The sequence below is a fragment of the Enterococcus sp. 125944 genome (assembly GCF_051909435.1).
GTDB lineage: Bacteria > Bacillota > Bacilli > Lactobacillales > Enterococcaceae > Enterococcus_D > Enterococcus_D gallinarum.
The window spans coordinates 81,809-106,242 of record NZ_JBQASY010000003.1; the positions used below are offsets into that span (position 1 = coordinate 81,809).

Annotated in this window: 24 protein-coding genes and 2 pseudogenes; 2 read left to right on the forward strand and 24 right to left on the reverse strand. The window is 41.9% G+C overall.

Going from position 1 to position 24,434, the window contains the following annotated elements:
• Positions 1 to 11: 11 nt before the first annotated feature.
• The 16 genes and pseudogenes from ACTFWY_RS04135 to ACTFWY_RS04210 all read right to left on the reverse strand — a co-directional run bounded on the left by ACTFWY_RS04135 (position 12) and on the right by ACTFWY_RS04210 (position 15,784).
• On the reverse strand, positions 12 to 491 hold the full coding sequence (locus tag ACTFWY_RS04135; protein WP_113849696.1) for a DUF6530 family protein: 480 nt from the start codon (positions 489 to 491) through the stop codon (positions 12 to 14).
• 211 nt (positions 492 to 702) lie between these two features.
• The gene (locus ACTFWY_RS04140; protein ID WP_311811074.1) at positions 703 to 1,551 is read right to left on the reverse strand and encodes a DegV family protein; all 849 of its coding nucleotides are present in this window, start codon (positions 1,549 to 1,551) and stop codon (positions 703 to 705) included.
• Positions 1,552 to 1,647: 96 nt separating this feature from the next.
• Positions 1,648 to 2,903: pseudogene (locus ACTFWY_RS04145) on the reverse strand (LCP family protein).
• Positions 2,904 to 3,034: 131 nt separating this feature from the next.
• On the reverse strand, positions 3,035 to 3,499 hold the full coding sequence (locus ACTFWY_RS04150; RefSeq protein ID WP_171917457.1) for a GNAT family N-acetyltransferase: 465 nt from the start codon (positions 3,497 to 3,499) through the stop codon (positions 3,035 to 3,037).
• Entirely contained in the window at positions 3,462 to 4,337 is an 876-nt protein-coding gene (gene pheA / locus ACTFWY_RS04155; protein ID WP_311811073.1) for a prephenate dehydratase, read from the reverse strand. The genes ACTFWY_RS04150 and pheA overlap by 38 nt, the downstream gene beginning before the upstream one ends.
• Complete coding sequence (locus ACTFWY_RS04160) at positions 4,338 to 4,844, reverse strand: shikimate kinase (protein ID WP_003126585.1); 507 nt, start codon at positions 4,842 to 4,844, stop codon at positions 4,338 to 4,340.
• Positions 4,841 to 6,127, reverse strand: coding sequence for a 3-phosphoshikimate 1-carboxyvinyltransferase (gene aroA / locus ACTFWY_RS04165; protein ID WP_311811072.1), 1,287 nt, complete (start codon positions 6,125 to 6,127; stop codon positions 4,841 to 4,843). The genes ACTFWY_RS04160 and aroA overlap by 4 nt, the downstream gene beginning before the upstream one ends.
• Before the next feature lie 10 nt (positions 6,128 to 6,137).
• The gene (locus ACTFWY_RS04170; protein WP_439926594.1) at positions 6,138 to 7,223 is read right to left on the reverse strand and encodes a prephenate dehydrogenase; all 1,086 of its coding nucleotides are present in this window, start codon (positions 7,221 to 7,223) and stop codon (positions 6,138 to 6,140) included.
• A 78-nt stretch (positions 7,224 to 7,301) separates the two neighbouring features.
• On the reverse strand, positions 7,302 to 8,468 hold the full coding sequence (gene aroC, locus ACTFWY_RS04175; protein WP_060814365.1) for a chorismate synthase: 1,167 nt from the start codon (positions 8,466 to 8,468) through the stop codon (positions 7,302 to 7,304).
• Between the two features lie 22 nt (positions 8,469 to 8,490).
• Complete coding sequence (aroB, locus tag ACTFWY_RS04180; RefSeq protein ID WP_311811071.1) at positions 8,491 to 9,543, reverse strand: 3-dehydroquinate synthase; 1,053 nt, start codon at positions 9,541 to 9,543, stop codon at positions 8,491 to 8,493.
• Positions 9,544 to 9,626: 83 nt separating this feature from the next.
• Entirely contained in the window at positions 9,627 to 10,652 is a 1,026-nt protein-coding gene (aroF, locus tag ACTFWY_RS04185; RefSeq protein ID WP_003126590.1) for a 3-deoxy-7-phosphoheptulonate synthase, read from the reverse strand.
• Positions 10,653 to 10,685: 33 nt separating this feature from the next.
• Entirely contained in the window at positions 10,686 to 11,555 is an 870-nt protein-coding gene (gene aroE / locus ACTFWY_RS04190; protein WP_113849704.1) for a shikimate dehydrogenase, read from the reverse strand.
• Positions 11,556 to 11,974: 419 nt separating this feature from the next.
• Positions 11,975 to 12,733, reverse strand: coding sequence for an ABC transporter ATP-binding protein (locus tag ACTFWY_RS04195; RefSeq protein WP_103300872.1), 759 nt, complete (start codon positions 12,731 to 12,733; stop codon positions 11,975 to 11,977).
• On the reverse strand, positions 12,733 to 13,617 hold the full coding sequence (locus ACTFWY_RS04200; RefSeq protein WP_113849706.1) for an ABC transporter permease: 885 nt from the start codon (positions 13,615 to 13,617) through the stop codon (positions 12,733 to 12,735). Before ACTFWY_RS04200 ends, ACTFWY_RS04195 begins: the two co-directional genes overlap by 1 nt.
• A gap of 173 nt (positions 13,618 to 13,790) precedes the next feature.
• Positions 13,791 to 14,849, reverse strand: a complete 1,059-nt coding sequence (trpX, locus tag ACTFWY_RS04205; RefSeq protein WP_005473151.1) for a tryptophan ABC transporter substrate-binding protein — start codon at positions 14,847 to 14,849, stop codon at positions 13,791 to 13,793.
• A 362-nt stretch (positions 14,850 to 15,211) separates the two neighbouring features.
• Positions 15,212 to 15,784 (reverse strand): hypothetical protein, encoded by a 573-nt coding sequence (locus ACTFWY_RS04210; RefSeq protein WP_311811070.1) that lies wholly within the window; start codon positions 15,782 to 15,784, stop codon positions 15,212 to 15,214.
• Positions 15,785 to 15,925: 141 nt separating this feature from the next.
• On the opposite strand from ACTFWY_RS04210, the gene ACTFWY_RS04215 reads away from it, so the two are divergent.
• Entirely contained in the window at positions 15,926 to 16,315 is a 390-nt protein-coding gene (locus tag ACTFWY_RS04215; protein ID WP_003126597.1) for a DUF1622 domain-containing protein, read from the forward strand.
• A 204-nt stretch (positions 16,316 to 16,519) separates the two neighbouring features.
• A complete protein-coding gene (gene efbA / locus ACTFWY_RS04220; protein WP_103300876.1) occupies positions 16,520 to 18,217 on the forward strand; it encodes a fibronectin-binding protein EfbA in 1,698 nt (565 codons plus the stop codon).
• A 251-nt stretch (positions 18,218 to 18,468) separates the two neighbouring features.
• Here efbA and ACTFWY_RS04225 read toward each other — a convergent pair whose 3' ends face one another.
• The 8 genes and pseudogenes from ACTFWY_RS04225 to ACTFWY_RS04260 all read right to left on the reverse strand — a co-directional run.
• Positions 18,469 to 18,957: a pyridoxamine 5'-phosphate oxidase family protein gene (locus tag ACTFWY_RS04225; protein ID WP_138371873.1), complete on the reverse strand. Its 489-nt coding sequence runs from the start codon at positions 18,955 to 18,957 to the stop codon at positions 18,469 to 18,471.
• Positions 18,944 to 19,888, reverse strand: a complete 945-nt coding sequence (locus ACTFWY_RS04230; protein ID WP_005473157.1) for an AraC family transcriptional regulator — start codon at positions 19,886 to 19,888, stop codon at positions 18,944 to 18,946. Before ACTFWY_RS04230 ends, ACTFWY_RS04225 begins: the two co-directional genes overlap by 14 nt.
• Positions 19,889 to 20,141: 253 nt before the next feature.
• Positions 20,142 to 20,510, reverse strand: a complete 369-nt coding sequence (locus ACTFWY_RS04235) for an iron chaperone (protein ID WP_003126601.1) — start codon at positions 20,508 to 20,510, stop codon at positions 20,142 to 20,144.
• 30 nt (positions 20,511 to 20,540) lie between these two features.
• Complete coding sequence (locus ACTFWY_RS04240; protein WP_034704506.1) at positions 20,541 to 21,218, reverse strand: carbonic anhydrase family protein; 678 nt, start codon at positions 21,216 to 21,218, stop codon at positions 20,541 to 20,543.
• 149 nt (positions 21,219 to 21,367) lie between these two features.
• A complete protein-coding gene (pyrE, locus tag ACTFWY_RS04245) occupies positions 21,368 to 22,003 on the reverse strand; it encodes an orotate phosphoribosyltransferase (RefSeq protein ID WP_005473159.1) in 636 nt (211 codons plus the stop codon).
• Complete coding sequence (pyrF, locus tag ACTFWY_RS04250; protein ID WP_005473160.1) at positions 22,000 to 22,719, reverse strand: orotidine-5'-phosphate decarboxylase; 720 nt, start codon at positions 22,717 to 22,719, stop codon at positions 22,000 to 22,002. The genes pyrE and pyrF overlap by 4 nt, the downstream gene beginning before the upstream one ends.
• 1 nt (position 22,720) lies before the next feature.
• The gene (locus ACTFWY_RS04255; RefSeq protein ID WP_071870113.1) at positions 22,721 to 23,641 is read right to left on the reverse strand and encodes a dihydroorotate dehydrogenase; all 921 of its coding nucleotides are present in this window, start codon (positions 23,639 to 23,641) and stop codon (positions 22,721 to 22,723) included.
• Positions 23,642 to 24,430: pseudogene (locus ACTFWY_RS04260) on the reverse strand (dihydroorotate dehydrogenase electron transfer subunit); the annotation flags it as partial. It lies immediately after the preceding gene.
• Positions 24,431 to 24,434: the final 4 nt, after the last annotated feature.

A 24,434-nucleotide genomic window follows, 5' to 3' on the forward strand; every position in this document is an offset into this window, starting at 1 on the left:
TTCCTCCTTTCTTAATAGCCCAATTCGTTTAACAACCGATTTAAAATTCGAAAACGTTCGCCGATCAATTCACCATCTTTTTGCAAGGCATCATAGAATAATAGAATATCCTCATCAATTTTAGGATTGTCTGTATCAACTTCTACTGTCATCCGATTTCCTTGCAGTCCAATAATATCGATGAGTGGGTTTTCTGGATCATAAAACTTTTCATGACGATAGGCATCTTGAAAATAGAGGCTAGATTGCGCGACAAGGATCGCTAAGTCAAGAATCCGTGATAATGGGAGTTCTTCTGATTGACGAGACCACTTTTCCCCCGTGTGCCGCCATACTTTCCCTGAGATATCTACTTTTCCTCGATCATTCCATTGTGCCAGACCCAACGATAAGCCTTTCGCATCCGTATGAAGCGCATAGCGTCCATCTACTGTATCATAGTCTTCAACTTTGATGACGGGTTTGTGTTTTAAGTTTTCTGGTATTTTCATTTTCCATCCTCCTGTTTAGTAATTTACTAAAGTAGTAATTGGATTAAGTATAGTCAGTGTGAATCAGATAAACAAGCAAGATGCTTTTAAAGCAAAAAAAATACCCATGTGACCAGAAACTAGCAAAAGGAATCCCTTGACAAGCTTCTAAGTAACATAGGTATTTTTATAAAAATCAAATAATTGCATAGGAATAAATAACTCACTTTTATTATTGCGCTGCGATGGCAATCCCAATCGCTTTTTCACCCAAATGAGAACCAATCACAGGACCAAAATGACCCACTTCGATTTCGGCATCAGGGTATTTCTTTTGCAGCTTTGCCTTTTCCTCTAAAGCCACAGACAAGTTATTGGCATGGATCACATAGAATTTCACTGGGTAAGCGATTTCTGATTCTCTTTGACCAATAATGTCTTCTGCGCGATTAAAAGCTTTTTTACTGGAACGAATCTTCTCATAAAGCACGATTTTTCCTTCGTCAAAAGTCAAGATCGGTTTGATTTTCAATAATCCGCCGATCAATGCAGCACCATTTGTTAAACGTCCACCTCGCACAAGATTGTTTAAGTCATCTACGATCAAATAAGCATACGTATTATCGCGGATGCGATCGATGTGGGTCATGATCTCTTCAATGGTTTTGCCTTGTTGGTTCAGATCCAACGCAGCTTCTACCATATGTCCCATTGGCATGCTGGTGATTTTAGAATCATAGGGAATAACCCGCGCGCCTTTGATATCATCTTTGATACCATATAACGTATTGATAAAGCCAGAAATGCCGCTAGAAAGGTGAATACTTAAGATCGTATCATAACCTTTCTGGGCAAGGGTTTCGTATAATGCAATCACTTCACCAAGGACAGGTTGAGAAGTTTTAGGAAATTCTTTACTGTTTTTCAGCAAAGAGTAATATTCATCTGGCTGAATGTCGATCCCTTCGTTATAGCTTTTTCCATCTAAAATAACAGGTATTGGGATAACGAACAAGTCAGCGTGATCTTGGATGCGTTCAGGCAAGTAAGCTGTACTGTCAGTAACAACGGCTAATTTCATTTCTTTTCCTCGTTTCAACATATTTCAAACGTCATTAATAATATAGCATAAACCAGTAAGCTTTCAAAACTCTTTTCAAAAAGTTTTCAGTTAAACTTACTGATTTAAGAAACTTTCGATGGCTTGTTTATTGGTATCAAAGTTGATGACCAGCACACTTCCTGCTTCATAGGTTGAGCCATACTGCCATGAATCATCGACAGGAACAGTTAAGCGATCAATGCCCCCTGCGCCTTTGGCAATCGAAAATGTGTTTCTCAGCAAGAAGCTAACTGGCAGATTAGTAGAAGCATACCCTAGGACTTTCCCTGCTGCGTATGGCAATTTAACGATGGATAAAGGATTCTTCATGGCATTAAACACAGCATCCATCACTTGTTGTTGTCGACGCACACGCCCAAAGTCGCCTTCTTCATCCATACGGAACCGCGCATATTGCAATAATTCTAAACCGTTCATATTCTGTTGCCCTTTCTTGATAGGGACTTCAAGGTTTTTACTCATATCTTTCTCAGCGTTGATCGGTACACCACTAGGAAAAAGGGTGTCAATCACTTTTTCGAAAGATTGAAAGTCTACTTTGACATAATAATTCGTTTGGATTCCGAAATTTTCAGCTAACGTTTGCCGAACTAACTCTGCCCCGCCAAATGCATAAGCTGCATTGATCTTGTTTTCTCCATATCCCGGAATCGTGACTAGCGTATCCCGCATGAAAGAAAGCAGCTTCGGTTTCTTTGAAGGGCCATCCAATTGCAGCACCATGATCGTGTCTGCACGACCAGTTTCGCCTTTACGGCTGTCGCTTCCTAAAAGCAAAATATTTTTTGCTCCGTTCGCAGATGCTACACCATTAAACGTTTCCGTCTCTGAGACTTGTGCATCGCTTTTGGCCACCTGCTGCCCTGCCACAAAAGCCACGATCGAGTAGGCAAGTACAAACACTAGCACATACAGGATGAAACGCAAAATTGGCCGTTTCTTACGTTTAGCTTCTTTTGATTTTACTTTCTGCTCTTGTTTCGCTGGCTTCTTGTTAACTGACTGACCATTGTTGCCGAAATCCTTTTGTTTACCAAAGGATTTTGACTTGTTTTTTTTGCCAGTTAACAGATTCGGCCGCTGAAGGGTTGTTTTTTTGACGAATGATTACCAGAAGACCGCTTCTGACTTTTTTGGTCGTTCTCCCTTTGTTGTGCAAAATCGTTTTCTGCTGAATACTCTTCTTCCTTTTGAGGTCTTCTCACAGATTTTGTTTCTCGACGAGCAAAGATCGTTTCTTTATGAGCAGCTCGTTGCTCTTCTTTCGCTAATTGTTCATGCAATTTTTTGTTGCGGTCCATTCGACTCATAGGACAGTTTCCTCCAAATAAAAAAAGCTTTTCTTTCTTATAAGAATACCTTACGAAAAAAAGAAAGAAAGCTATTTTTTTAAATTTTAAGATTTTCCTAGCAACTTTTTGATAGAAAGATGAAAAGCGGCTCATAAAATCTTGCTTGCTCTGTAACGTTCAACTTGAAAACCATTTCGTTGGTAAAAATCTGCCACTTGGTTTTTGGCCCAGAAATTCAGAGTGAGGGTTGCAAACTGCTTTTCTCGAGCAAAATCTGCGGCATGGGTTAATAAGGCTTCACCGACCCCTTGCTTCTGGTACGCATTTTCAACCGATAACGCTTCGATCTCAAGTCGACGTTGAGAGACCATCAGCGGTGTATCCAATAACTCAATCTCTTTTAGATGAATAAATCCGCAAGGTTGTTTTTGCCAGGCTACAAAAAAATGATGCGTTTCTGCGGCAAGCAAATCCTGTAACAAGTCGCGGAATGCCTCGTAGTCAAAGGATTTGAAAACGTTAGGTATCAATTGATGATGGACCTCTTGAACACTTTGATAAAGTTTAGCTAATAAATCAGCATCCTCGCAAGGAATGATTTTCCTCTCTTTCATTTCCTTCACCTATTTTCTTCACAGCATACGTACCTAGAAGATGGACATTACAATTTAACATCCTGATTTCTTCTAAGGCATTCTCAACCAAGGCCCAAGGCTGATTTAGCACTAAATCTATCACAAAAAAATATTCCCCTAGACTCGTTTTTAATGGTCGGGATTCGATTTTGCTCAAGTCAATGCCGCGCCAGCCAAAAGCGGCCAAAATCTGATGCAGACTACCTGGTCGATTGGTAGGCAAGGTCACATAGATCGTGGCTTTCGTTGCCTTATCATGGAAAACGCTCGATTCGTTTGTGTCTTTTTGCAAGATCCAAAAACGAGTTTGGTTGCTAGTCGTATCCTGGATATTTTTTTCCTGAATGAATAGACCATAAGCATGGGCTGCTTCTTTGGAAGCAATGGCTGCTACCGGCTCCGCTGGATGCTCTGCGACAAAGACGGCAGCAGCAGTCGTCGATGCCACCGCTTCAATAGGAACATCTGGGAAGTTATGTTGCAAAAACTCCGCACATTGGGCCAAAGCCTGTGGATGAGAAATGATTTTGGAAATCGGCTGTCCTGACTGAATGGTCAGCAGCTGATGGTTGATAGGCAAAATCACTTCTTGTTCAATGATCAGTTCCTTTTGTCGGAAAAGTGTATCGATTGTCGCATGAACCGAACCCTCTAATGAATTTTCATTGGGGACTACCGCTCGTTGGATGTCCCCTGCTACTAATGCTTGAATACATAATGGGATCGATCCAAAAGGAACCATTTCTTCATTTAAAAAAGATTCACAGGCGGCTCGATAAGTGAAGGAGTTTTTTGGGCCTAGATAACCAATCTTCATTTATTCACCTGCTTTTTGAATGATTTCAGTCACGATCTCTGCTGGAGATTTGCGGGTGGTATCGATCACTACTGTCGCACTTTCTTCGTATAGTGGCATTCTTGGACGATAAATATCAATGATTTCTGCCGGCGATTTCGAAACGACAAGCGGACGAATATTGACCGTATCCTTTTTCAACCGATCGAGCAATTCTTCTGGCTCCGTTTTTAAATAGACGACTTTCGGAAATTGCTGCAATAGTTGCCGATTTTCTTCTTTTAGGATGATGCCGCCACCAGTAGAGATCACTTGATCAAGTGTTAATGAATGAGTCAAAATCTCCGTTTCTTTTTCTCGAAAAGCGGCTTCCCCGTAACGATCAAAATAGTCTTGGATCGTCATGCCGATTGATTCAACGATCAGATCGTCAAAATCAACATGTGCCAACTGTAATCGTTCTGCTAACAAGCGGCCAATAGTTGTTTTACCAGCACCCATAAAACCGATCAAAACGATTCCTTTCATTCAACATCACCTCCAGTTAATTGGCGGAGATCCTCAAAGAAGTGGGGGTAGGAGACCGCTACTGCTTCCGCCTGTTCTAATTCCACATCTTCTTGCGTCAATAAAGCAGCTACTTGCAGCATCATACCAATTCGATGATCGCCGCGACTGGACACGTTACCACCATGAAGGGGCGTCGGACCATTAATAATCAGTCCATCTTCCGTTGGCGTGATATCTGCTCCCAGTTTCGTTAATTCTTCTGCGGTCGCATCGATTCGGTTCGTCTCTTTGACTTTCAATTCTTCAGCATCACGAATCACCGTTTGGCCGACAGCTTGTGTAGCTAACAAAGCGATGATTGGTAATTCATCAATGAGTCGAGGAATGATCGCGCCTTGGATCTCGATTCCTTTTAATACAGAAGAACGAATAGTAATCGTAGCTGATTGATTGTTCTGATCGATCGCTGTCAGTGAAATCTGAGCACCCATTTGTTCCAGCACATCTAAAATTCCTGTTCGCGTCGGATTAATCCCAACATTTTCTAGCGTGATTTCACTATTGGGTAAAACAGCTCCTGCGGTTAAGAAAAAAGCAGCTGAAGAAATATCACCTGGTACAATCACTTCTTGTCCAACAAAGGATTGAGGACCTGTAATTTGAATCTCCTTTCCTTTAACCGTGATCTCGCCGCCAAATTGACGAATCATTTCTTCCGTATGGTTGCGGCTCGGTTCTTTCTCGACGATTCGGGAGGTACCCTGTGCTTGCAATGCGGCAAAAAGTAACGCTGATTTGACTTGTGCACTAGCAACAGGGATTGAATAATCGATTGTGCTTAAATCGCGTGTACCTTGAATAGTAATCGGTGGAAACTCACTTTCATTGCTGCCGTTAAGTCTCGCACCCATTTGATTCAATGGCAACATCACTCGATTCATTGGTCGCTGATTCAACGAATCATCCCCCAGTAAAGTAGTCGTGAAAGGTTGACCGGCTAAAATACCCATCATTAAACGAATCGTTGTGCCTGAATTTCCTACATCAATCGGACGGTCAGCAGCTTTCAAACCGCCAAACCCTTGACCAGTGATCGTGATCGTCTCGCCGTCATCTTGAATGGGGATTCCCAATTCTTGAAAAGCGTGAAGGGTACTAAGACAATCTTCCCCTCTTAAAAAATTACGAACCGTCGTCGTCCCTTCTGCTAATGCACCAAACATGATGCTGCGGTGAGAAATAGATTTATCTGAAGGGACTGTCAGTGTGCCTCTTAGGTGGTTAGCTTTAAGTAGTTTCATCATTGTTCTCCTATTTTATCCGACATTGATAGGTCGTATTTTCAGTGATCAGCTGCTGGGCTTGCTGCAGCTCTTTTTGACTTTTGAAAGAAATCTGCAAGACACCAAGTATATCTTCACGCGTCTCTAAAATTTTTAAATTGATCAATGAGAGATTGCCCGTGCTTAACAGCTGGGTGACCTCTGCTACCACACCCGGATGATCCGGAACATCGATCAATAGATCATAGAACGCTGGAATTGCTCCAGTTTGGTGGATAGGTAAATGGTCTCTTGTTTCTTTAGCATCTTCAAAAAAACGGAATATTGCTTTTTCATCTTTGGTCAGCAACCACTGTGATACTTGCTCCATTTGTTTTTGCCAGGTTGCGATTAGCTGCAAAAGCTCCTGTCGATTACTTAATAAAATATCCGTCCACATGCGGGGATCGGAAGAAGCAATGCGAGTGATGTCCCGAAACCCTCCTGCGGCTAGTTGCTGAGCCCTAGGCTGTGATTGATTAAACGTATTCGCCTGATTGACTAACCCAGAAGCAATAACATGAGGTAAATGACTTAGCATTCCAGTGATTTGATCATGCTCGTTTGGTGCCAATTCGACGTATTTTGCTCTGGTCCCTTGAAACAATCGCTGCAGTTCATTCATGCGGTTGCTAGTAGTCGGGGTGAAAATGTAGTAGGCATTTTCGAATAAATTCTCATCTGCTGCTAAAATACCCGATTTATGAGAGCCAGCCATAGGATGACCGCCAATAAAATCAAAGGAGAATTGCTGCGCAAATTGAACAATCTCTGCTTTTGTACTACCAGTATCCGTTACTAAGACATTTGACTTTAAAGTTACTCTTCCCAATTCAGCCAAATAAGCTTTCGTGATCTCCACTGGAAGTGCCAAAATGATGATATCTGATTGGATCGCTCCTTCAGTAAATGAAGCTGGCACGAAGTCAACAATCTGTGACTGTATGGCAATTTCATTGGTCGATTCACAATGATCCCAACCAATCAGATAGCTGTCAGCAACAGCTTTTTTGATGCATTTTGCCAACGAAGCACCGATCAATCCTAGACCAGCGATCATGATTTTTTGTGACATTGGAATGTCCCTCGTTTCCTTTTTCTCAAGATATTTTTTTAGTAGTGGGATAAACTCCACTACTTTTAGTAATGAATTTTAGTAATGAAGCAAGTAGTCACGGTATTCTTGGACAGCTGTTTGTAATTCTTCAAAGGAGTCACTCGGAAATTTTTCGAGTATTTCATTGGCTACTACTGTAGCAACGACATTTTCACAAACCACACTGGCTGCAGGAACTGCCGTACTATCTGAACGTTCAACACTTGCTTTGTAGGGCTCTTTGCTATCGATATCAACGCTTTGCAACGGTTTGTATAATGTTGGAATGGGCTTCATCACTCCACGAACGACAATCGGTTCTCCATTTGTCATTCCTCCTTCAAATCCGCCCAAATTATTGCTGCGACGCGTGTATCCTTTTTGCTGATCCCAGAGGATTTCATCCATCACTTGCGAACCGGGTAAGACTCCTGCTTCAAATCCGACACCAAATTCAGCACCTTTAAATGCATTGATACTAACCACGGCCTGCGCAATTTTGGCATCCAATTTTTTATCCCACTGCACATAACTGCCTAGACCAGCGGGGACACCCCCGATTAGAACTTCTACGACGCCACCAATCGTATCCCCATTTCTCTTGGTTTGGTCGATCAATTGCTTGATTTCTTCTTCGACAGAAGGATCCAACACCCGAACTTCAGATGCTTCGGAGCGCTCGGCAATTTCTTGAACAGTCAAACCATCAGGAATAGCTGCTTTGATGCCGCCAAGCATTGTCACATGGCCAGCCACTTCAATCCCTAATTCCTTTAAGATTTTTTTGGCAATTGCACCAATGGCCACTCGCATCGTTGTTTCCCGCGCAGAGGAACGCTCTAAGACGTTTCGCAAATCCTGATGACGGTATTTCATGCCTCCGACCAAGTCTGCATGTCCTGGTCTAGGCCGAGCCACTCGTCGTAATTTCCGATCTTTTTCAGGAACTTCCTCGATTGCCATCACTTTCGTCCAATTTTTCCAGTCTTTATTTTCCACAACCAATGTCACAGGCGACCCTAATGTTTTTCCATGTCGGATGCCGGAAGTAATACGGACTTGGTCTTTTTCAATCAGCATGCGACCGCCGCGGCCATAACCCGTTTGTCTTCTCGCTAGTTCGTGATTGATATCTGCTGCTGTTAAGGGTAATCCCGCTGGTAGACCTTCAATAATTGCGGTCAATTCAGGTCCGTGGGATTCACCTGCTGTAATATAACGCATCATCCGCCGCTTCCTCTCTTTTTTATAAATAATTTTTGATTTCTTCTGTAGGGATCGTAACGATCTTCGCTTGACCGATTTTTTCTAACAAAATAATCTTCAATTGGTTTCCTCGGGTCTTTTTATCATGAGTGATCGCTTGATACAACTGATCTTTGTCAACCGATTCTGACTGAGTAGGCAAATGAAACTTGCTGATCATTTCTATTAATTGGGCAGTAGTTCCTTTTGGAGATAATCCGATGGACTCCGCGTGTTGGGTGATCATCACCATGCCGATTGCTACTCCTGCACCATGGCTGATTTCAAACGCTGCTGTTTTTTCTAGCCCATGTCCGATGGTATGGCCGAAATTCAACATCAAGCGACTGCCATGATCGAAAGGGTCTTCCTCGACAACTTTTCGTTTGACCGTTAAAGCCGCGGTGATCACTTGTTCTGCATGGTCCAATAATGCCGCCTCATCTTGCAATTCGGCTAGTTTTTGCCATAGCTGGTCATCAGCGATTGCTGCCGACTTAATGATCTCCGCAATTCCTTCTTGTACGCGATAAAGTGGTAATGATCGTAAAAGTTCTGGATCGATCAAAACACCAGCGGGTTGGGCAAAGGTTCCAACCAAATTTTTAGCATTTTCAGTATTGACAGCTGTTTTGCCGCCAATACTAGAATCTACTTGCGCCAATAAAGTCGTGGGAATCTGAAGAAAATGGACTCCTCGCATATAGGTCGAAGCCACGAAACCTGCTAAATCACCGATTACTCCGCCGCCCAGCGCAATTATTCCATCGCTTCGGGTCAACCCAAGTTCTGCTAAACGATCATAAAGAATCGTCGCTTGCTCAAGAGACTTGCTCTTTTCTCCCGCTGGAACAACAAGTAATTTTGCTGCAAATCCTTCATGAGTAAGCGCATCAATAATGACTTGTCCATAGATTGGGGAAACGTTACTATCCGTAATCACTGCGATCCTTTGAGGTTGCCAAAGTCCTTTGACCCATTTCCCTACTTCTTGAAAGGCACCTCGTTGAATGACAATATCATACGAATGTTCTGCTAAATTTATGTGTAACATCAAATGGTACACTCCTTTTTTTAGACTTCACAATGACTTGATTTCTTCTGAAATAGCTGTCACTCTCAGCTGAAAAACGATGATTATTTTTGCAGTGCTTTGATTTCTTTCATCGCTTTTTCCATGATATGGACTTCATTCATCATATTCATGTAGGTTTTTTCGTTCAATGATTGAGGACCATCAGACCAAGCATTTGCCGGATCTGGATGGATCTCAACGATCATGCCGTCTGCGCCCGCAGCAACCCCAGCTCTAGCCATTGGCGGAACTAGATCCCAGATACCCGTCCCATGACTAGGATCAACGATAATTGGGAAATGACTCAACTTTTTGATGATCGGTACAGCACTAAGGTCGAATGTATTCCGCGTTGCTGTTTCGTATGTTCGAATTCCCCGCTCAATGAAGATCACTTCACTTTTATCTTGAACAGCAATGTATTCTGCAGCATTCAACCATTCATCAATTGTTCCTGAAATTCCCCGCTTCAATCCAATAGGTTTTCCTGTTTTACCGACAGCCGCTAATAGTTTGAAATTCTGCATGTTACGAGCACCGATTTGCAAAATATCGCTGTATTCCGCAACCATATCGATATGTCCTTCGTCCATTACTTCAGTGATGACTTTCATCCCTGTTTCATCAGCAGCTTGACGGATGTATTTCAGCCCTTCTTCTTCCAGACCTTGGAAAGCGTAAGGAGAGGTCCGAGGTTTGAAAGCACCTCCTCGTAAAATTTGAGCACCGCCAGCTTTGGCGATCCGTGCACATTCACGGATTTGTTCTAATCCTTCGATCGAACATGGGCCAGCCATTGTTACGAAATGTCCATCTCCGATTTTGACACCATCAACATCAACTACCGTGTCCTGCGGATGAAATTCCCGCGAAGTCAATTTGTACGTATTGGAAATACGAATTGCGTCTTCTACACCATCGTAGCTGCGAAAAGCGACATCTTGGATCAGACGCGTATCTCCTTTAAGTCCAATGACGATTTGTTCCTTCCCTTGATTGACCTGTACATCTAATCCTTCTTTTTTGATTCGTTTCACAACAACTTCTACTTGTTCTGCCGTGGCATTTGGTTTCATAATTACGATCATTTTTTCTTCCTACCTTCATAGTTATTAGTTTTTTTACATTTTTTCAATCAGTGTTTTGACTTTCTCAATCGGCATTTTTTTATCAGTCCATAGCTCAAAAGCCGCCGCGCCTTGGTAGAGCAACATACTTAACCCATTGGCTGTTTTTGCTCCCGCGGCTTTTGCTTCACGCAACAGCCGTGTTTCTCGCGGATTATAGATCACATCATAAACTGCCAACGATTCTCGTAACATTCCGCGGTCTTTTAATGGGCTGGCATCTTCCTGCGGCTTCATTCCAACACCAGTCGCATTTACTAGCAATTGGCTCTCTTTGATCGCCAGACCCAATGCTTGCTGATCATCTAGATCACCAAGTGTGATGTTGCAGGTAGTAGCCGCCGCGATTTGTTGTAGCTTGCTTTCAATCACTGGATAAAATTCATCGTTTCGATTAAAAACATGAATGGTTTCTACCCCATCTAAGGCAGCTTGACTAATAATTGCTGTAGCAGCTCCACCAGCGCCGATAACTGTCATGGTACCGCCAATAATCGAGACTTCGATGTCTCCTAGCGCTCGCATAAATCCAATCCCATCCGTATTGTGACCGATCAAATGACCTTTGTGGTTGACGATTGTATTGATAGCACCAATCAGTTCTGCGGCAGGAGATAATTCATCGACTAAAGGAACAGCTGCCATTTTGTGCGGCATCGATAAATTGACTCCTAACAAATCAAGCTGACGAATACTTTGGATACTTGCTGCTAAACTTTCTGGTTCAACATCAAAAGCTAGATAGACAGCATCCACTTTTTGATCTTCAAAAGAAAGATTATGCATGGCTGGCGAGATGCTGTGTTTGGCAGGTTTCGCAAACAACGCTGCTAAACGGGTGTGTCCAGTGATTAATTGGTTCATCCTATTCATTCCTTTCAACAAAAAAAGATGTCCACTGTAAATTGATAGAATCTACAGTGAACACCTTCAAACATTACATATCAGCTGATATGTGAATATAAAAAATAGCCACTATAGATTTTACGATCTACGTGGCTTTAAAGTCATTACGAAATGCCTTAGCCATCATAGATACAAACGAGTGTTTGTACCCATGTCTTTCATGAATACAAACCTATCTAAAATAGCTAAAGTAATATTTATTCAGTTGTGAGGGGTTCGCTTGCAATTGTTTCATGATTGTTCGCTCCAAACTGATGTAAGATTGTCCTAAGTATAGGTTGAACTTTGAAAGTTGTCAATGATTTTTTCTTATTTTTTTCATTTCACTGGTTTTCATTTATTTTTTTTCTGCGATTTTCACTGGTAGATTCGGTTTTCTAAAGGTCGTCTTCAAAGAATAGTAATAGATCTTGCAAACGAAGCTGCGCTTTTTCTGCTGCGGATAAATCTTTCACGATCTGCCCTTTACGAAGCAAGATCAATCGGTTGCCATATTTTAGAGCATCTTCCATGCGATGAGTGATCATCAAGCAAGTCAACTGTTGTTGTTCCACTCGATCTGCAGTGATTTGCATCAACTGTTTAGACGTTTTCGGATCCAATGCCGCAGTATGCTCGTCTAAAAGCAGCAATTTTGGGGTCTGGATCGTTGCCATCAAGAGACTCAATGCTTGGCGTTGCCCACCAGATAAATTTCCTGTTGGTGTATCCAAATGTTGTTCGAGCCCGTTGCCCACTTCTTGACATAATTGATAATAAACATCTTTTTGTGCTTGTAATTGGCGCAAATGCAAATTCCTTTTCTGTCCACGACGTTGCGCCAACAATAGATTTTCAGCGACGGTCATTCGCGGCGCAGTGCCCATTTTAGGGTCTTGAAAGACTCTTGACAAGTAAGCAGCTCTTTTTTCTTCTGACAACTGCGTAACATCTTGGTCATCGATCAAGATCTGACCACTAGTAAGTGGCAGTGAACCGGATATACAATTAAACAATGTACTTTTTCCAGCACCATTGCCGCCGACTACAGTCACAAATTCCCCTGGTTGCAGTTTTAAATCTACTTTCTGTAAGAGCGTCTTCTTTTCATGAGGACCATTGCCAATGATTTTGGTTGCTTTATTGATCGTTAACATCATTCATCCTCCTTTTCGAAACCCGTCCGCAAGTGCAGTGCATTTTTGAATTGCGGGATCAATAGACAAAGCGTCAAGACGATCGCCGAAAAGATTTTTAAGTAAGTAGTATCAAAGCCAGCTCTGATCACAAATAGGATCAACAGCTGATAAATGATACTGCCCACAACAATCGCTACGAGCCGCTCCAATAATGTTAGTTCGCCAAATAATACTTCACCGATGATAATCGATGCTAACCCTATTACAATGACCCCGATTCCTTTACTAACATCTGCGTAACCATCATTTTGGGCGATCAATGCCCCAGATAATGCAATCACTCCATTGGAAACAACTAAGCCAATGATCTTCATAGTGTCTGTGTTGATCCCTAGTGATTTAGCCATATGCTCGTTGTCTCCTGTAGCAATATAGGCTTGCCCAAGATTGGTATGGAAAAAGAATAGCAAGACAGCCCCGATCACTAATACCATCACTAATCCGATCAACACAGTATCAAAGTAATTAGGCAAATTTAGCTTCGTGAAGAAATCTTGGATTTTTGGTTGATTCAATAGAGAAAGATTTGGCGAGCGCATCACAAACAGCATCACTGAATTTAGTCCCGACATCACAAGGATTCCAGCTAGAATTACTGGGATCTTGCCTTTCGTATATAAAAGACCAGTTACTAATCCGGCACACATCCCCGCACCTACCCCTAAAAGAGTAGCTACTATCGGTGAGACACCTTGCGTGATAGCAGTCACACAGACCGCGCCGCCAAGAGGAAAAGAGCCCTCAGTAGTCATATCTGGAAAATTTAAAATTCGATACGTCATAAAAATACCTAACCCAAGAATCCCCCAAAGGAATCCTTGCCCAATCGCTGAAACGATCATTTTTTTTCCTCCTCGTTACTTGTTTTTCTATCTGTCTTCCAAACCCCTGTCCTGACAACAAGAAGTTTCTGTCAGGACACATACTCCTTAAAAGCAATAGATTTTTTTCTTGTTTCTTTATGAAACGTTAGTTAGCATTGCTATAACCCTTTTAAGAGCAGCTGTTTCAATGGTTAGTCTGTGCTTGATGTTGTTTCGGTCGCTTCGTCAGAAATGAGTCTGGCTTTTTCTTTGAGTGCTTCTGGAATAGTGATGCCAAGAAATTCAGCTTGCTTTTCATTAATAACCGTATCGCCATCTTTAAAAGTATAGATGGGGGTTGTTGCTGGATCAGATTCCCCTTTTAAGATTGCAGCTGCCATTTTACCTGATTGGACACCTAAGCTAAACTGATTTTGACCCACAGTCGCCAAGCCACCTTGTTGCACCATGGTTTCTGCTGAGGTGATGATTGGTGTTTTCGTTTTGTTTGCTTCTCCGACAACCGTCTGCATCGCATTGGCAATCGTATTATCCAATGGGATAAAAATGAAATCGACGGTTTCTGCCATCACCTGTACCGTCTGAGCAATTTCATTGCTTGAAGGAACTGCATATTTTTTTGACGTCAAGCCATATTTTTCTGCGGCCGCTTCTGCTTCTGCTGCTTGATACTTGGAGTTATCCTCTGTTGAAGAATATAAGATACCAACTGATTTTGCCTCTGGCATCAATTCTTGGGCTAATTCAAACTGAGCAGCTACTGGTGTTTTATCTGATACTCCAGTGATATTTCCTCCAGGTTTATCCATATCAGCTACTAGATTGGCCCCAACCGGATCGGTCACTGCGCCTAAAACGATTGGCACATCCTTAGTAGTATTAGCCAATGCTTGAGCAGCAGGTGTTGCTATCCCTACTAGTACATCAGCGCCTTTGTTCAGCAATTGCTGACTCATGGTCGCTAATTTACTTTGATCCGCTTGGCCATTTTGAAATTCGATTGTTAAATTATCCCCTTCGGTATAACCCGATTGTTTTAACCCTTCTTTGACGCCTCGAGTGATTTCGTCGAGCGCTTCATGACTGACAAATTGTAGAATACCCACCGTTTTGTGTTCTTTTTTTGCTGTTTGATCCGTAGGTTGTTCAGCGGATTCTCCTGTTTGTTTTGCTCCCATTTGGTACCCAAAAGCCGCCAATAAAAATCCAAAAATAACAATAACTGCAGCAATTAATCCTTTGTTTTTCATTTTTAACTCTCCTCGCTTCTTTCTCATTTTTTTGTTTATACTTGAGAACTAAAAAAAGCAACTGCCGACAATCCGGCAGTTGCTTCAAGCAAAAACCGCATAGACTAATCGTTCTATGCGGTGAAAGATTCATTTACCAGCATAGATACAGCACTTTAGAAGGTTCTCTAAAAAGTTGTATCTATGGAATGAGGTCCACCAATACAACTATCTACGCCAGTTTTGCCATGAATTTGATTGCAATGCGTAAAATAGTCTCATATTAGCTCCTCCTTTTTCCATTTGTTTAACTTTGTTTCACTTAGTTTAGCGTATTGATAAAAGAACGTCAATAACTTTTATTCAAATTGTCAGATTTTTTCTTACTCTGCTAATTTGCGAATATTCCACATTGGTAACCGATTCAATTCAGGAATAAATTCTTCTGCAGGATCTTTAAGTGATTGATAAGTAAATCGATTTTTCTCTTGTCCGTTTTCAAAGAAAACAAAGGTGATTTCATTTGCTTTTACACCGTAAGTATCTAAAAAAGACTGTGTATCATATACGATCGGATAATAGTACACAGATCGATTCATTTCACTCTCTTTATCATTAAACAATTGAAACACTTCTGCCAACTCTTCGCCATTCGGTTTACTAAACATCACAGAAATGGCTTTTGTGTCCCGAATCGTCTGATCTGCTTCTGCATATTCTAATGGTTCAATCTTATCAGAAGGCAATTCTTCAAAAGCCATCTTGTGGATCAGCGATGTTTTGATCCTCGTTTGAGAAGTAATAATCACTACAGCAAATAGCACAGCAAGTAGAATACCCGTACCTAAATAATACATGGTCTTACGCTGATTTTGGTAGACACTTTGGACAAAAGCTTCCCAGCTTTCTCGCATCTGCTCTTTTACCAACTGAAAAAAATTCTCGAATAGCTCCATCCTAAACCCCGCCCTTTTCATCTGCCATCAACCTTATCTTTATACTAGCAAGATGTCTTGGGAGCGTCAAGAAACTTCCCATATAACTTCCCATATTAAGTAAAATTCGATAAGATAGAGAAAAAACCAAAGGAGTTAGTCATGGCTGATCTTGCTGAACTTTTAATGGATAATGCAATCCCCATTTTAGATTTAATCGTCGTTTGTCTGAATCTGCTTTCAATTTTAGTGCTTGTGTGGGGAGTTGTAAAAGCTGGTTTTGATTTTATTCGTTTTGAAATAAAAGCGAAAGACCGTATGAGTGCGGCCAGAGAAAACAATTTTATTCGAAATTTTCTCGGCAGTTATGTTTTGCTTGGTTTGGAGATCTTGATTGCTGCAGATATCATTGAGACCATCATCCATCCGACATTTGCCGATATCGTCCGCTTAGCAGTAGTCGTAGTCATTCGAACAGTCATTTCCTATTTCTTGAATATGGAGATTGAAAAAGCCCTAAAGGATGCACAAAACAATAAAACGGACTCTTAGTGAATGCTTCAATATATCCTAAATCTGATGGGGTATGTCCTGCTTGGATCAGGATTGGTCTTTCTGGTTTCTTTTCGTTATAATAGAACTACTCGATTCAATCTAGATTCGTTAATTTTACTTACCTTCCTTTATCGGTCAAATGTCTTGACCTCAAAAATTGAATGAGAAAAAAGTTTGATAAAACAGAAATGAGGGAAACAAATGTCCTTCGATGGCATCTTTACCCACTTGATGGTTCAGGAATTACAAAATGAACTCGTCAATGGTCGAGTGAATAAAATTCACCAGCCTTATGAGAACGAAGTGATCTTCGTGATCCGTTCTCAAGGGAAAAATCACAAATTATTGCTATCTGCCCATCCGAGCTATGCTCGGATTCAATGTACACAAGCTACCTATACCAACCCAGAAACACCTCCAACATTTTTGATGATGTTACGGAAGTATTTAGAAGGCGCAATCCTGGAAACGATTGAACAAGTTGCGAATGATCGAGTCGTTCATTTCCATTTTACTCGTCGTGACGAATTAGGCGATTTACAGAACTTTGTTTTGATCGTTGAATTGATGGGCAGACACAGCACGATTCTCTTAATGAATCGGGCAACCGGTAAAATCGTTGATACGATCAAGCACATTGGCCATTCGCAAAATACGTATCGTACCTTGCTGCCAGGGTCCCTTTATGTTGCTCCGCCAAAACAAGACACTGTTGATCCGTATACACTCAATCAAACAAAAGTCTTTGAAATGCTGTCTCGTCTAGAAGAATTGTCGCCCAAAGTCTTGCAGCAGACTTTTCAAGGATTTGGCAGGGATACGGCAGATGAGCTGGTATCTCGTCTGAAAGAACGGCCAAATGAAAAAGTAACCGTTTGGGAAGAATTTTTTGCCGAGCTAGCGGATCCTGTTCCTACCTACTTAAAATCCGGGAACAAAGAATTCTTTACTCCGGTCCCCTTTCATTCACTGATGGAACAAGCGGACTGGCAGGAAACTTACCAGAGTCTAAGCGAATTGCTTGATGCGTTTTATCATGAAAAAGCTGACCGTGACCGAGTAAAACAGCAAGGCAGTGAATTACTGAAAAAAATCGACAATGAGCTGAAGCGAAACAAGCACAAGCTAGAAAAAAGACAGCAAACTTTGCGAGAATCTGAGAATGCGGAAGAATTCCGTCAAAAAGGCGAGCTTTTAACGACTTTCATGGCGCAAGTCCCTCGCGGTGCAGGCGAAGTGGAATTAGCCAATTACTATGATGAGAACAAACCAATAAAAATTGCCTTAGATCCGGCCTTGACACCCAACCAGAACGCGCAAAAATATTTCCAGCGTTATCAAAAGCTGAAAAATGCTGTCAAACTGATTCATCAGCAAATTGCTGAAACAAAAGATGAGATCGCCTATTTGGAATCAGTTGAAGCACAGTTGGAAATTGCCGCACCGAAAGATCTTTTGACGATTCGCGAAGAACTTGCTGCCCAAGGATATGTCAAAAATCGAACGAAACAACGGAAAAAACAAACGCCCTCGCAACCGGAACGTTTTCTCTCTTCTGATGGAACGGAGATTCTGGTAGGCAAAAACAATCTGCAAAATGATCAGTTAACATTAAAAACGGCACGTAAAACAGATTATTGGCTCCATACGAAAAATATCCCCGGGTCTCATGTGATCATTCGGTCGGATTCACCTAGCGAAGAAACAATCTTGGAAGCCGCAGAATTAGCTGCCTACTTCTCGAAATACCGCCACTCCGCACAAGTACCTGTGGATTTGGTACAAGTCAAACATATTCGCAAACCAAATGGTGCAAAACCAGGCTTTGTGATTTATGAGAACCAGACGACTTATTATGTAACGCCTGAGGAAACAATTTTGGATTTAAAACAAAACTAACGCTGTTCTTTTGCTGATTTTCCAAAAAAATGGGCGAAGAACAAAAAAATGACCCGCTTACATGTCTCTAACACACAGCCTTCTCGTCAATCGCTGAGAATGGGTGGATAGAACAAATCCGTAAGCGGCTCATTTTTTATGGAAAAATACTTGGAATCGCTAAGAAGCTCTCGGACACATCAGCCAAGCCATTTCATCGAAACAACGCTAGTCCAGATGACTGATCAATGGAATCGATGCATTGTTGGTGGTTAAAAAGTATCATTTTGATCAATCATGCGCTTATTTTCAAAATCAAAATGATAGAGCTTTTCCCAGTGATTGATATTCAATGTCCCTTTCGTTAACCGAATGGCAAGAAAACAACAGCCTTGATCCGCTTCATCATTAACTTCATCGTACCAAACAAACGCCTTGCGAATTTTCTTTCTCAATTCCGCATTTTTTGGGTCCAAGACCCATCCTAGATTTTCTCCGAAGCCATTAGCGGTAAACCATTCGCCACAGACTGCGATAGAAACTTCGGGATTTTCTTTGATTTGCTGGATTTTGTTGGAGCTTTCATGGGTCGATACATAAAAGACACCATTCTCATAATAAGCATCGACATCCCGCACCATAGGACGAGGCAGCCCATTTTCACCGCAATTGCGCGCAATCGTTGCTAAAGAGATCAAATTGTCTTTGTCGTTACCAAACTTTTCTTCCAGTAATGTCAGGCCCTCTTCATAATTCATCATTTGTTTTTCCTCCTTGAAAATTTTCTCTTGTTTTAAAAGGAATCCATAATTCGACAATCATGATCTCCGCTTGCGATTGTCGATAAAGCTCAGGAAAAAAGCCATCCGCTATCAAACCGTGTTTTTTTAGCCAAAAACGAGTATACCTCATTGCCTTACCCATCCCGACGATCATTTGTGCTTTAGTCGTCTCAAAGCTGCAAACAACATAGTCACGGGCCGGTAATGTCCAGCTTGTCAGATGGCTCAGGTCTTTCTCATATCTTCCAGTGACAGATTCTGCCCCGACAAAATAACTGGAATGACCTGCTGGTGCCTCTCCTGGATAGGAAACACCAATGAGCGTCTCTGCTCGCAAAAATGGATGATTGGCGCAAGCGTGAAAAAAGTCTTGCCAAATCTTTTCAACTGGATCTACGCCGGTTCTTTCTCCTAGCATTTTGCCGTACTTGAAAGGATAATAACCAACGATACCATTGAAAACCCGCGGCTGATCCATTGTTTTCTGCTGTATTGCTAAGACGACCCCTTCACTGATCAACGGTTCCCCTTCCTCTACCACAATATGGCTCAGGGATAAATCTGGTTTATCGAAATTTTGTAATGGGAGCAACTGTTTCTGATAGTGTGAAGGTGAAATGCCATAAACTTCTTTAAACGATCGCGAAAAAGAAATAGGATTATTGAATCCAACCTCCAGCGCAACATCAATGATTCGCCGTTGCTGTTCTTGTAAATAGGTGGCTGCTACAGCCAAACGGCGTAACTTGATATACTCTCTGACTGAGGATTTGACTAATCGCGTGAATAAACGCTGATAATAAAACGGCGACAAAGCAGCAACTTTGGCTAACTCATCAATTTCGATTGTCTCAGCTAAATTTGCTTCAATATGGTCCAATGTTTTCTGTATGGCTTCCCATGCATGCATAGAAGTCTCCTTTCTCACACTATAAAACAACTAAAAGAAAAAAGCTTAACGGCCTCTGCTCTTTTTCCTAAAAAAGATTCGATTGTGCTTTTGTTCACAATAGTTGGTATTTTTAAAAGGATTTTCGTGTATTTTCCACTATTTTAGCATAATTCGGTCGCTATTGTCTGATGATCCCGGATTTAAACCAACAAAAAAGACGAATAAATCGTCTTTTTTGTTGGCCATTAAAATTTATTTTCAGAACGACTATCTAGCGCCAAAAGGTTTGACAATCCGCTTTGTCTTCCATATTAAAACGGATAATGTCGAAGATCAGCTTTTCGTCAACCGGCTGATCCCATAAAATACGAAAAATGTTTTTTGTTTGTGAATAGCCACTTGCTTCAATGCGGGTATTGAACAAGGCCATCGTTTTCACTTCTGGCGAGACTGAGAAATGTTTCTTCGAACTGCTAATCCCCAAGATGAAGGTTCCATGATCCGTAAACATCGGCTGGTTCCAAGCAATTCGGGTCTGCAAATCCGGGAATTCAGTTAATATATGTTCAAATAATGGCTCCAGGACTTTTCGCTGTGCCTCTGACAATTCTTTTGTTAGGTACTCTTGAAACTGATCCATTTCGTAGCCTTCCTTTCGTTCGCTAGACCATCAGTAAAAGTAGATTGGTCGGTCTTTTCGATCCTGCAATGGACGATTATTGTTTTCCAAAACTTCTTCACGAAATTCCAGAATAAAGCGACGACTCATCTCGCCTACCCAGTCAAATACAAACCAGTTGATTGGACCTTTAGTTGGAGGAGTTGTCAAAGAACCTACATAGTGAAAATGGTGGGTCATTTCCGGTAAAAACATCGATGGGTCAAACCATTGGGTATGGTTTTTGAAATCCCAAATACTATCATCTTGCTGATTACAGATCCAGTTTAATTTATCTGTTAACCGGAACAAAATACCGACGACTAAGTTTTCTCCTTGTTCATTCATATGTACCAAATGAAATTCAAGTTCTTGCTGCTCATCATCGATGATATGCTCAGAAGGCATATGAAAATGAATATCCGTTAGGTAGTAATTGATGCCTTGAAAGGTCACGTAACTTTCTTTATTGTATGGAACAAAATGAATCGTATTTTTAAATTCTTTTTCAGTAAAGCGTTCCCGATGGTAATGGAAGCTTAAATCCTCATCGACAGGTTCCTCTGTATCGTCATGGTAAAGCGCAATGGGCGATTGCAATGGAAACTTCGCTCCTTCAGCATACCAGTCACACAATGTGTGCCAATACTCAGGACCATTCTCCCCAGAATAACTCCATGGAACATCCATATTTCTTTTCAATAAAACTGCCTCCCTATTGAAACTGGCTGCCTTTCAACTGCCAGATAACTTTTGATGAATCGTCTCAAATCGTATCAGAAAAAAGATAAAAATAAAACGAATATGCTCTTGGATCACTCCAGGCATATTCGTTGTTCTTATTTACCAGTCCAAGTTTGAGGTGACTGTTTCCATTGCTGCAGCAATGCAATATCTTCTTTTCCGATATAGTCCATCTCTAATGCAGTATCGATCATTGTTGAATAGTTGGTCAACGTCACTAATGGCAACTGGGCCTTTTCAAAGTTGGTTAATCCCTGCGGCAATTCATAGGTAAAGATCGCTGCCACCCCCAGAACATTTGCCCCTTCGCGAGCGGCTGCTTCGCAAGCTTCTAACACACTGCCGCCAGTAGAGATCAAATCTTCGATCACAACCATTTTCTGACCTTCTGTGATACGTCCTTCGATTTGGTTTCCTTTGCCATGATCTTTGGCTTTGCTGCGGATATAGACCATTGGCAAATCAAGAATATCTGCCACCCAAGCGGCATGTGGGATCCCAGCAGTAGCTGTACCCGCAATTACTTCGACGTCTGGAAAGTGTTCTTTGATTTGCGCAGCCAAACCACTGGCAATCGCTTTACGTACAGCAGGGTAACTCATTGTCATACGATTATCACAATAAATCGGGCTTTTGATGCCGCTTGCCCAAGTAAAGGGTTCATTTGGACGTAAAAATACTGCTTCAATCGTTAAAAGGTCTTTGGCAATTGCTTTACTGATTTCTGTCATTGAATAGCTTCCTTCCATGCTTGTTTAATTTCCTGGTAAGTATCAAAAGGTGTTGCAGATTGTGTGATTGGTCGACCGACAACAATCGCAGAAGAACCAATTTGTCTTGCTTTTGCTGGTGTGACGATTCGTTTTTGATCTCCGGCATCACTACCAGCCGGACGAATTCCTGGGGTTAAGCACATAAATTCAGGATTGGTAGCTACCTTGATGGCAGCAGCTTCTTGGGCGGAACAAACCACGCCAGCTAATCCTGCTTTTTCTGCACATTGAGCATAATGACGCACGCTTTCTTCTAAAGAAACAGAAATTAGCTGTTCTTGCTGCATTTGTTCTTCGCTAGTAGAAGTCAGCTGTGTGACAGCAATCAATAGCGGCACATTTTGGCCTTCCTTGGTTCCATTTTGCAGTCCCCGCTTTGCTGCTATCATCATCTCAATACCACCCGCCGCATGAACATTGGTGATCGCGACCCCAAGATTTGCCAAACGTGTCATGGCCCGCTCGACAGTATTGGGAATGTCGTGAAGTTTTAAGTCTAAGAAAATATCATGGCCTAAATCTTTTAACCAGCTGACGATTTCTGGTCCTTCTTGATAAAAGATTTCCATACCGACTTTGACGAATAATTTTTCTGTTTTAGGAAATTTCTCTAAAAAAAGCTCAATTTCTTTTTTGCTTGGAAAATCCAAAGCAATAATTGGTCGTTCAATCATCTTAATGCCCCTCTCTTACTTCCTTGATCAACTGTGCCAAAGATTCGATACCTAATTCTGCCATTCGTACAGGCAATTCTTCGATCAACTTGGGACAAATATAAGGATCGGTAAAATTTGCGGTACCAACTGCTACCGCACTCGCTCCAGCTAAATACATTTCTAACACATCATCAACCGTCATCACACCGCCCATGCCAATGATTGGCAACGAAGAAACTTGTGCCACTTGTTTGATCAAACGAATCGCCACTGGCTTGATGGCTGGGCCTGAGAGCCCCCCGGTCTGGTTGGCCAAAATAGGACGTCGTGTCTTCAAATCAATGCGCATACCCAATAACGTATTGATCATCGTGAAACCATCGGCACCCCCCGCCTCGATTGCTTTTGCAATGGGTACGATATCGGTCACATTTGGCGATAGTTTGACATAGATTGGCACTTGCGAAACTGCTTTGACCGCTTGGGTCAGTTCTTTCGCCACTTGAGGATCGGTACCAAAAGTAATACCACCATGTTTGACGTTTGGGCAGGAAACATTTAATTCAATGGCTTTTACATTCGGCGCTTGACTGATTTTTTGACAGACAGTGACATAATCTTCTTGAGTGGAACCAGCCACGTTTGCGATGATCGGCAGATCTGGATGCTTTTGCGCTAACTCTGGCAAAATGTCTTCCATGACTACTCGAAGGCCAGGATTTTGTAAGCCAATCGCATTCAACATGCCGCTTGGTGTTTCAGCCACTCGCGGTGTTGGATTGCCAAAGCGTGCTTCTGGGGTCGTGGCTTTGATCATGACGGCACCGAGCTGACTGATATCATAATACTTGTTGTATTCTGCGCCAAAACCAAAACAGCCACTAGCCGGCATTATGGGGTTTTTGAGAGACAACCCCGGTAATTCAACAGCTAAAACCACTTAAATAACCACCTTTCCAGCTTGAAAAACAGGGCCTTCGTCACAGACTTTGACACTTTTGGTCCCTTTTGGATCATCGGCTTTATGACAAACACAAGCATAGCAAGCACCGATCCCGCAAGCCATGCGAGATTCCAATGAAAGTTGCACATTCGGACAGTCTTGGAAAAGTTGTTCAACCGTTTTTAACAAGCCATTGTTGCCGCAGGCAAAAACAGCCGCAGGTTTGCTATCGGCTGCTAACAATAGATTACCGACATTCCCTTGAACGCCATAGGTGCCATCATCCGTTGCGATTCGTGTATCCCCTAGAGCTTGAAACGCCTTTTCGTAATACATGACTTCCGAACTAGCAAATCCCAAAAAATGAATCGTCCGTACACCTTTTGCGACTAATTGTTTGGAAAGTTCGTAGAGTGGCGGAACTCCGATACCACCACCTACGATAAAAACAGTCTCATCTTTTTGTAAATCTTCGATATGAAAGCCATTCCCTAGAGGGCCTAAAACATCCAGTTGATTCCCGCTTTGCAGATGGGCAAACCGCTTGGTCCCCTCCCCTTCTGTCCGATAAATGATGCGACAACTTTGGCTTTCTTGATCGATCCAGCTAATACTGATTGGTCGTCTTAAGAGAAAGGCATCATCCGGCACTCGAATATGCAGAAATTGTCCCGGTGTGGTCATTTCTTGAACGAGAGCACCAGAGAGAGTCATCTCGTAGATTCGCGGTGCGAGCATTCGCTGTTTTGTAATGGTCATTCGTTCTTGTTTCATGAGCTGTTTTCCTTTC

Coding starts and splice junctions, on each gene's coding strand:
- ACTFWY_RS04160 (WP_003126585.1), bottom strand. CDS start 4,844: ATGAAAGGAATCGTTTTGATCGGTTTTATGGGTGCTGGTAAAACAACT.
- aroE (WP_113849704.1), bottom strand. CDS start 11,555: ATGAACCAATTAATCACTGGACACACCCGTTTAGCAGCGTTGTTTGCG.
- ACTFWY_RS04240 (WP_034704506.1), bottom strand. CDS start 21,218: ATGGATGTTCCATGGAGTTATTCTGGGGAGAATGGTCCTGAGTATTGG.
- ACTFWY_RS04215 (WP_003126597.1), top strand. CDS start 15,926: ATGGCTGATCTTGCTGAACTTTTAATGGATAATGCAATCCCCATTTTA.
- ACTFWY_RS04170 (WP_439926594.1), bottom strand. CDS start 7,223: ATGTCACAAAAAATCATGATCGCTGGTCTAGGATTGATCGGTGCTTCG.
- aroF (WP_003126590.1), bottom strand. CDS start 10,652: ATGATCGTAATTATGAAACCAAATGCCACGGCAGAACAAGTAGAAGTT.
- ACTFWY_RS04150 (WP_171917457.1), bottom strand. CDS start 3,499: ATGAAAGAGAGGAAAATCATTCCTTGCGAGGATGCTGATTTATTAGCT.
- trpX (WP_005473151.1), bottom strand. CDS start 14,849: ATGAAAAACAAAGGATTAATTGCTGCAGTTATTGTTATTTTTGGATTT.
- ACTFWY_RS04135 (WP_113849696.1), bottom strand. CDS start 491: ATGAAAATACCAGAAAACTTAAAACACAAACCCGTCATCAAAGTTGAA.
- aroB (WP_311811071.1), bottom strand. CDS start 9,543: ATGTTACACATAAATTTAGCAGAACATTCGTATGATATTGTCATTCAA.
- ACTFWY_RS04235 (WP_003126601.1), bottom strand. CDS start 20,510: ATGGATCAGTTTCAAGAGTACCTAACAAAAGAATTGTCAGAGGCACAG.
- aroA (WP_311811072.1), bottom strand. CDS start 6,127: ATGAAACTACTTAAAGCTAACCACCTAAGAGGCACACTGACAGTCCCT.
- efbA (WP_103300876.1), top strand. CDS start 16,520: ATGTCCTTCGATGGCATCTTTACCCACTTGATGGTTCAGGAATTACAA.
- pyrF (WP_005473160.1), bottom strand. CDS start 22,719: ATGATTGAACGACCAATTATTGCTTTGGATTTTCCAAGCAAAAAAGAA.
- ACTFWY_RS04200 (WP_113849706.1), bottom strand. CDS start 13,617: ATGATCGTTTCAGCGATTGGGCAAGGATTCCTTTGGGGGATTCTTGGG.
- ACTFWY_RS04140 (WP_311811074.1), bottom strand. CDS start 1,551: ATGAAATTAGCCGTTGTTACTGACAGTACAGCTTACTTGCCTGAACGC.
- pyrE (WP_005473159.1), bottom strand. CDS start 22,003: ATGACAGAAATCAGTAAAGCAATTGCCAAAGACCTTTTAACGATTGAA.
- ACTFWY_RS04225 (WP_138371873.1), bottom strand. CDS start 18,957: ATGATGAATTATGAAGAGGGCCTGACATTACTGGAAGAAAAGTTTGGT.
- pheA (WP_311811073.1), bottom strand. CDS start 4,337: ATGAAGATTGGTTATCTAGGCCCAAAAAACTCCTTCACTTATCGAGCC.
- ACTFWY_RS04230 (WP_005473157.1), bottom strand. CDS start 19,888: ATGCATGCATGGGAAGCCATACAGAAAACATTGGACCATATTGAAGCA.
- ACTFWY_RS04195 (WP_103300872.1), bottom strand. CDS start 12,733: ATGTTAACGATCAATAAAGCAACCAAAATCATTGGCAATGGTCCTCAT.
- aroC (WP_060814365.1), bottom strand. CDS start 8,468: ATGCGTTATATTACAGCAGGTGAATCCCACGGACCTGAATTGACCGCA.
- ACTFWY_RS04210 (WP_311811070.1), bottom strand. CDS start 15,784: ATGGAGCTATTCGAGAATTTTTTTCAGTTGGTAAAAGAGCAGATGCGA.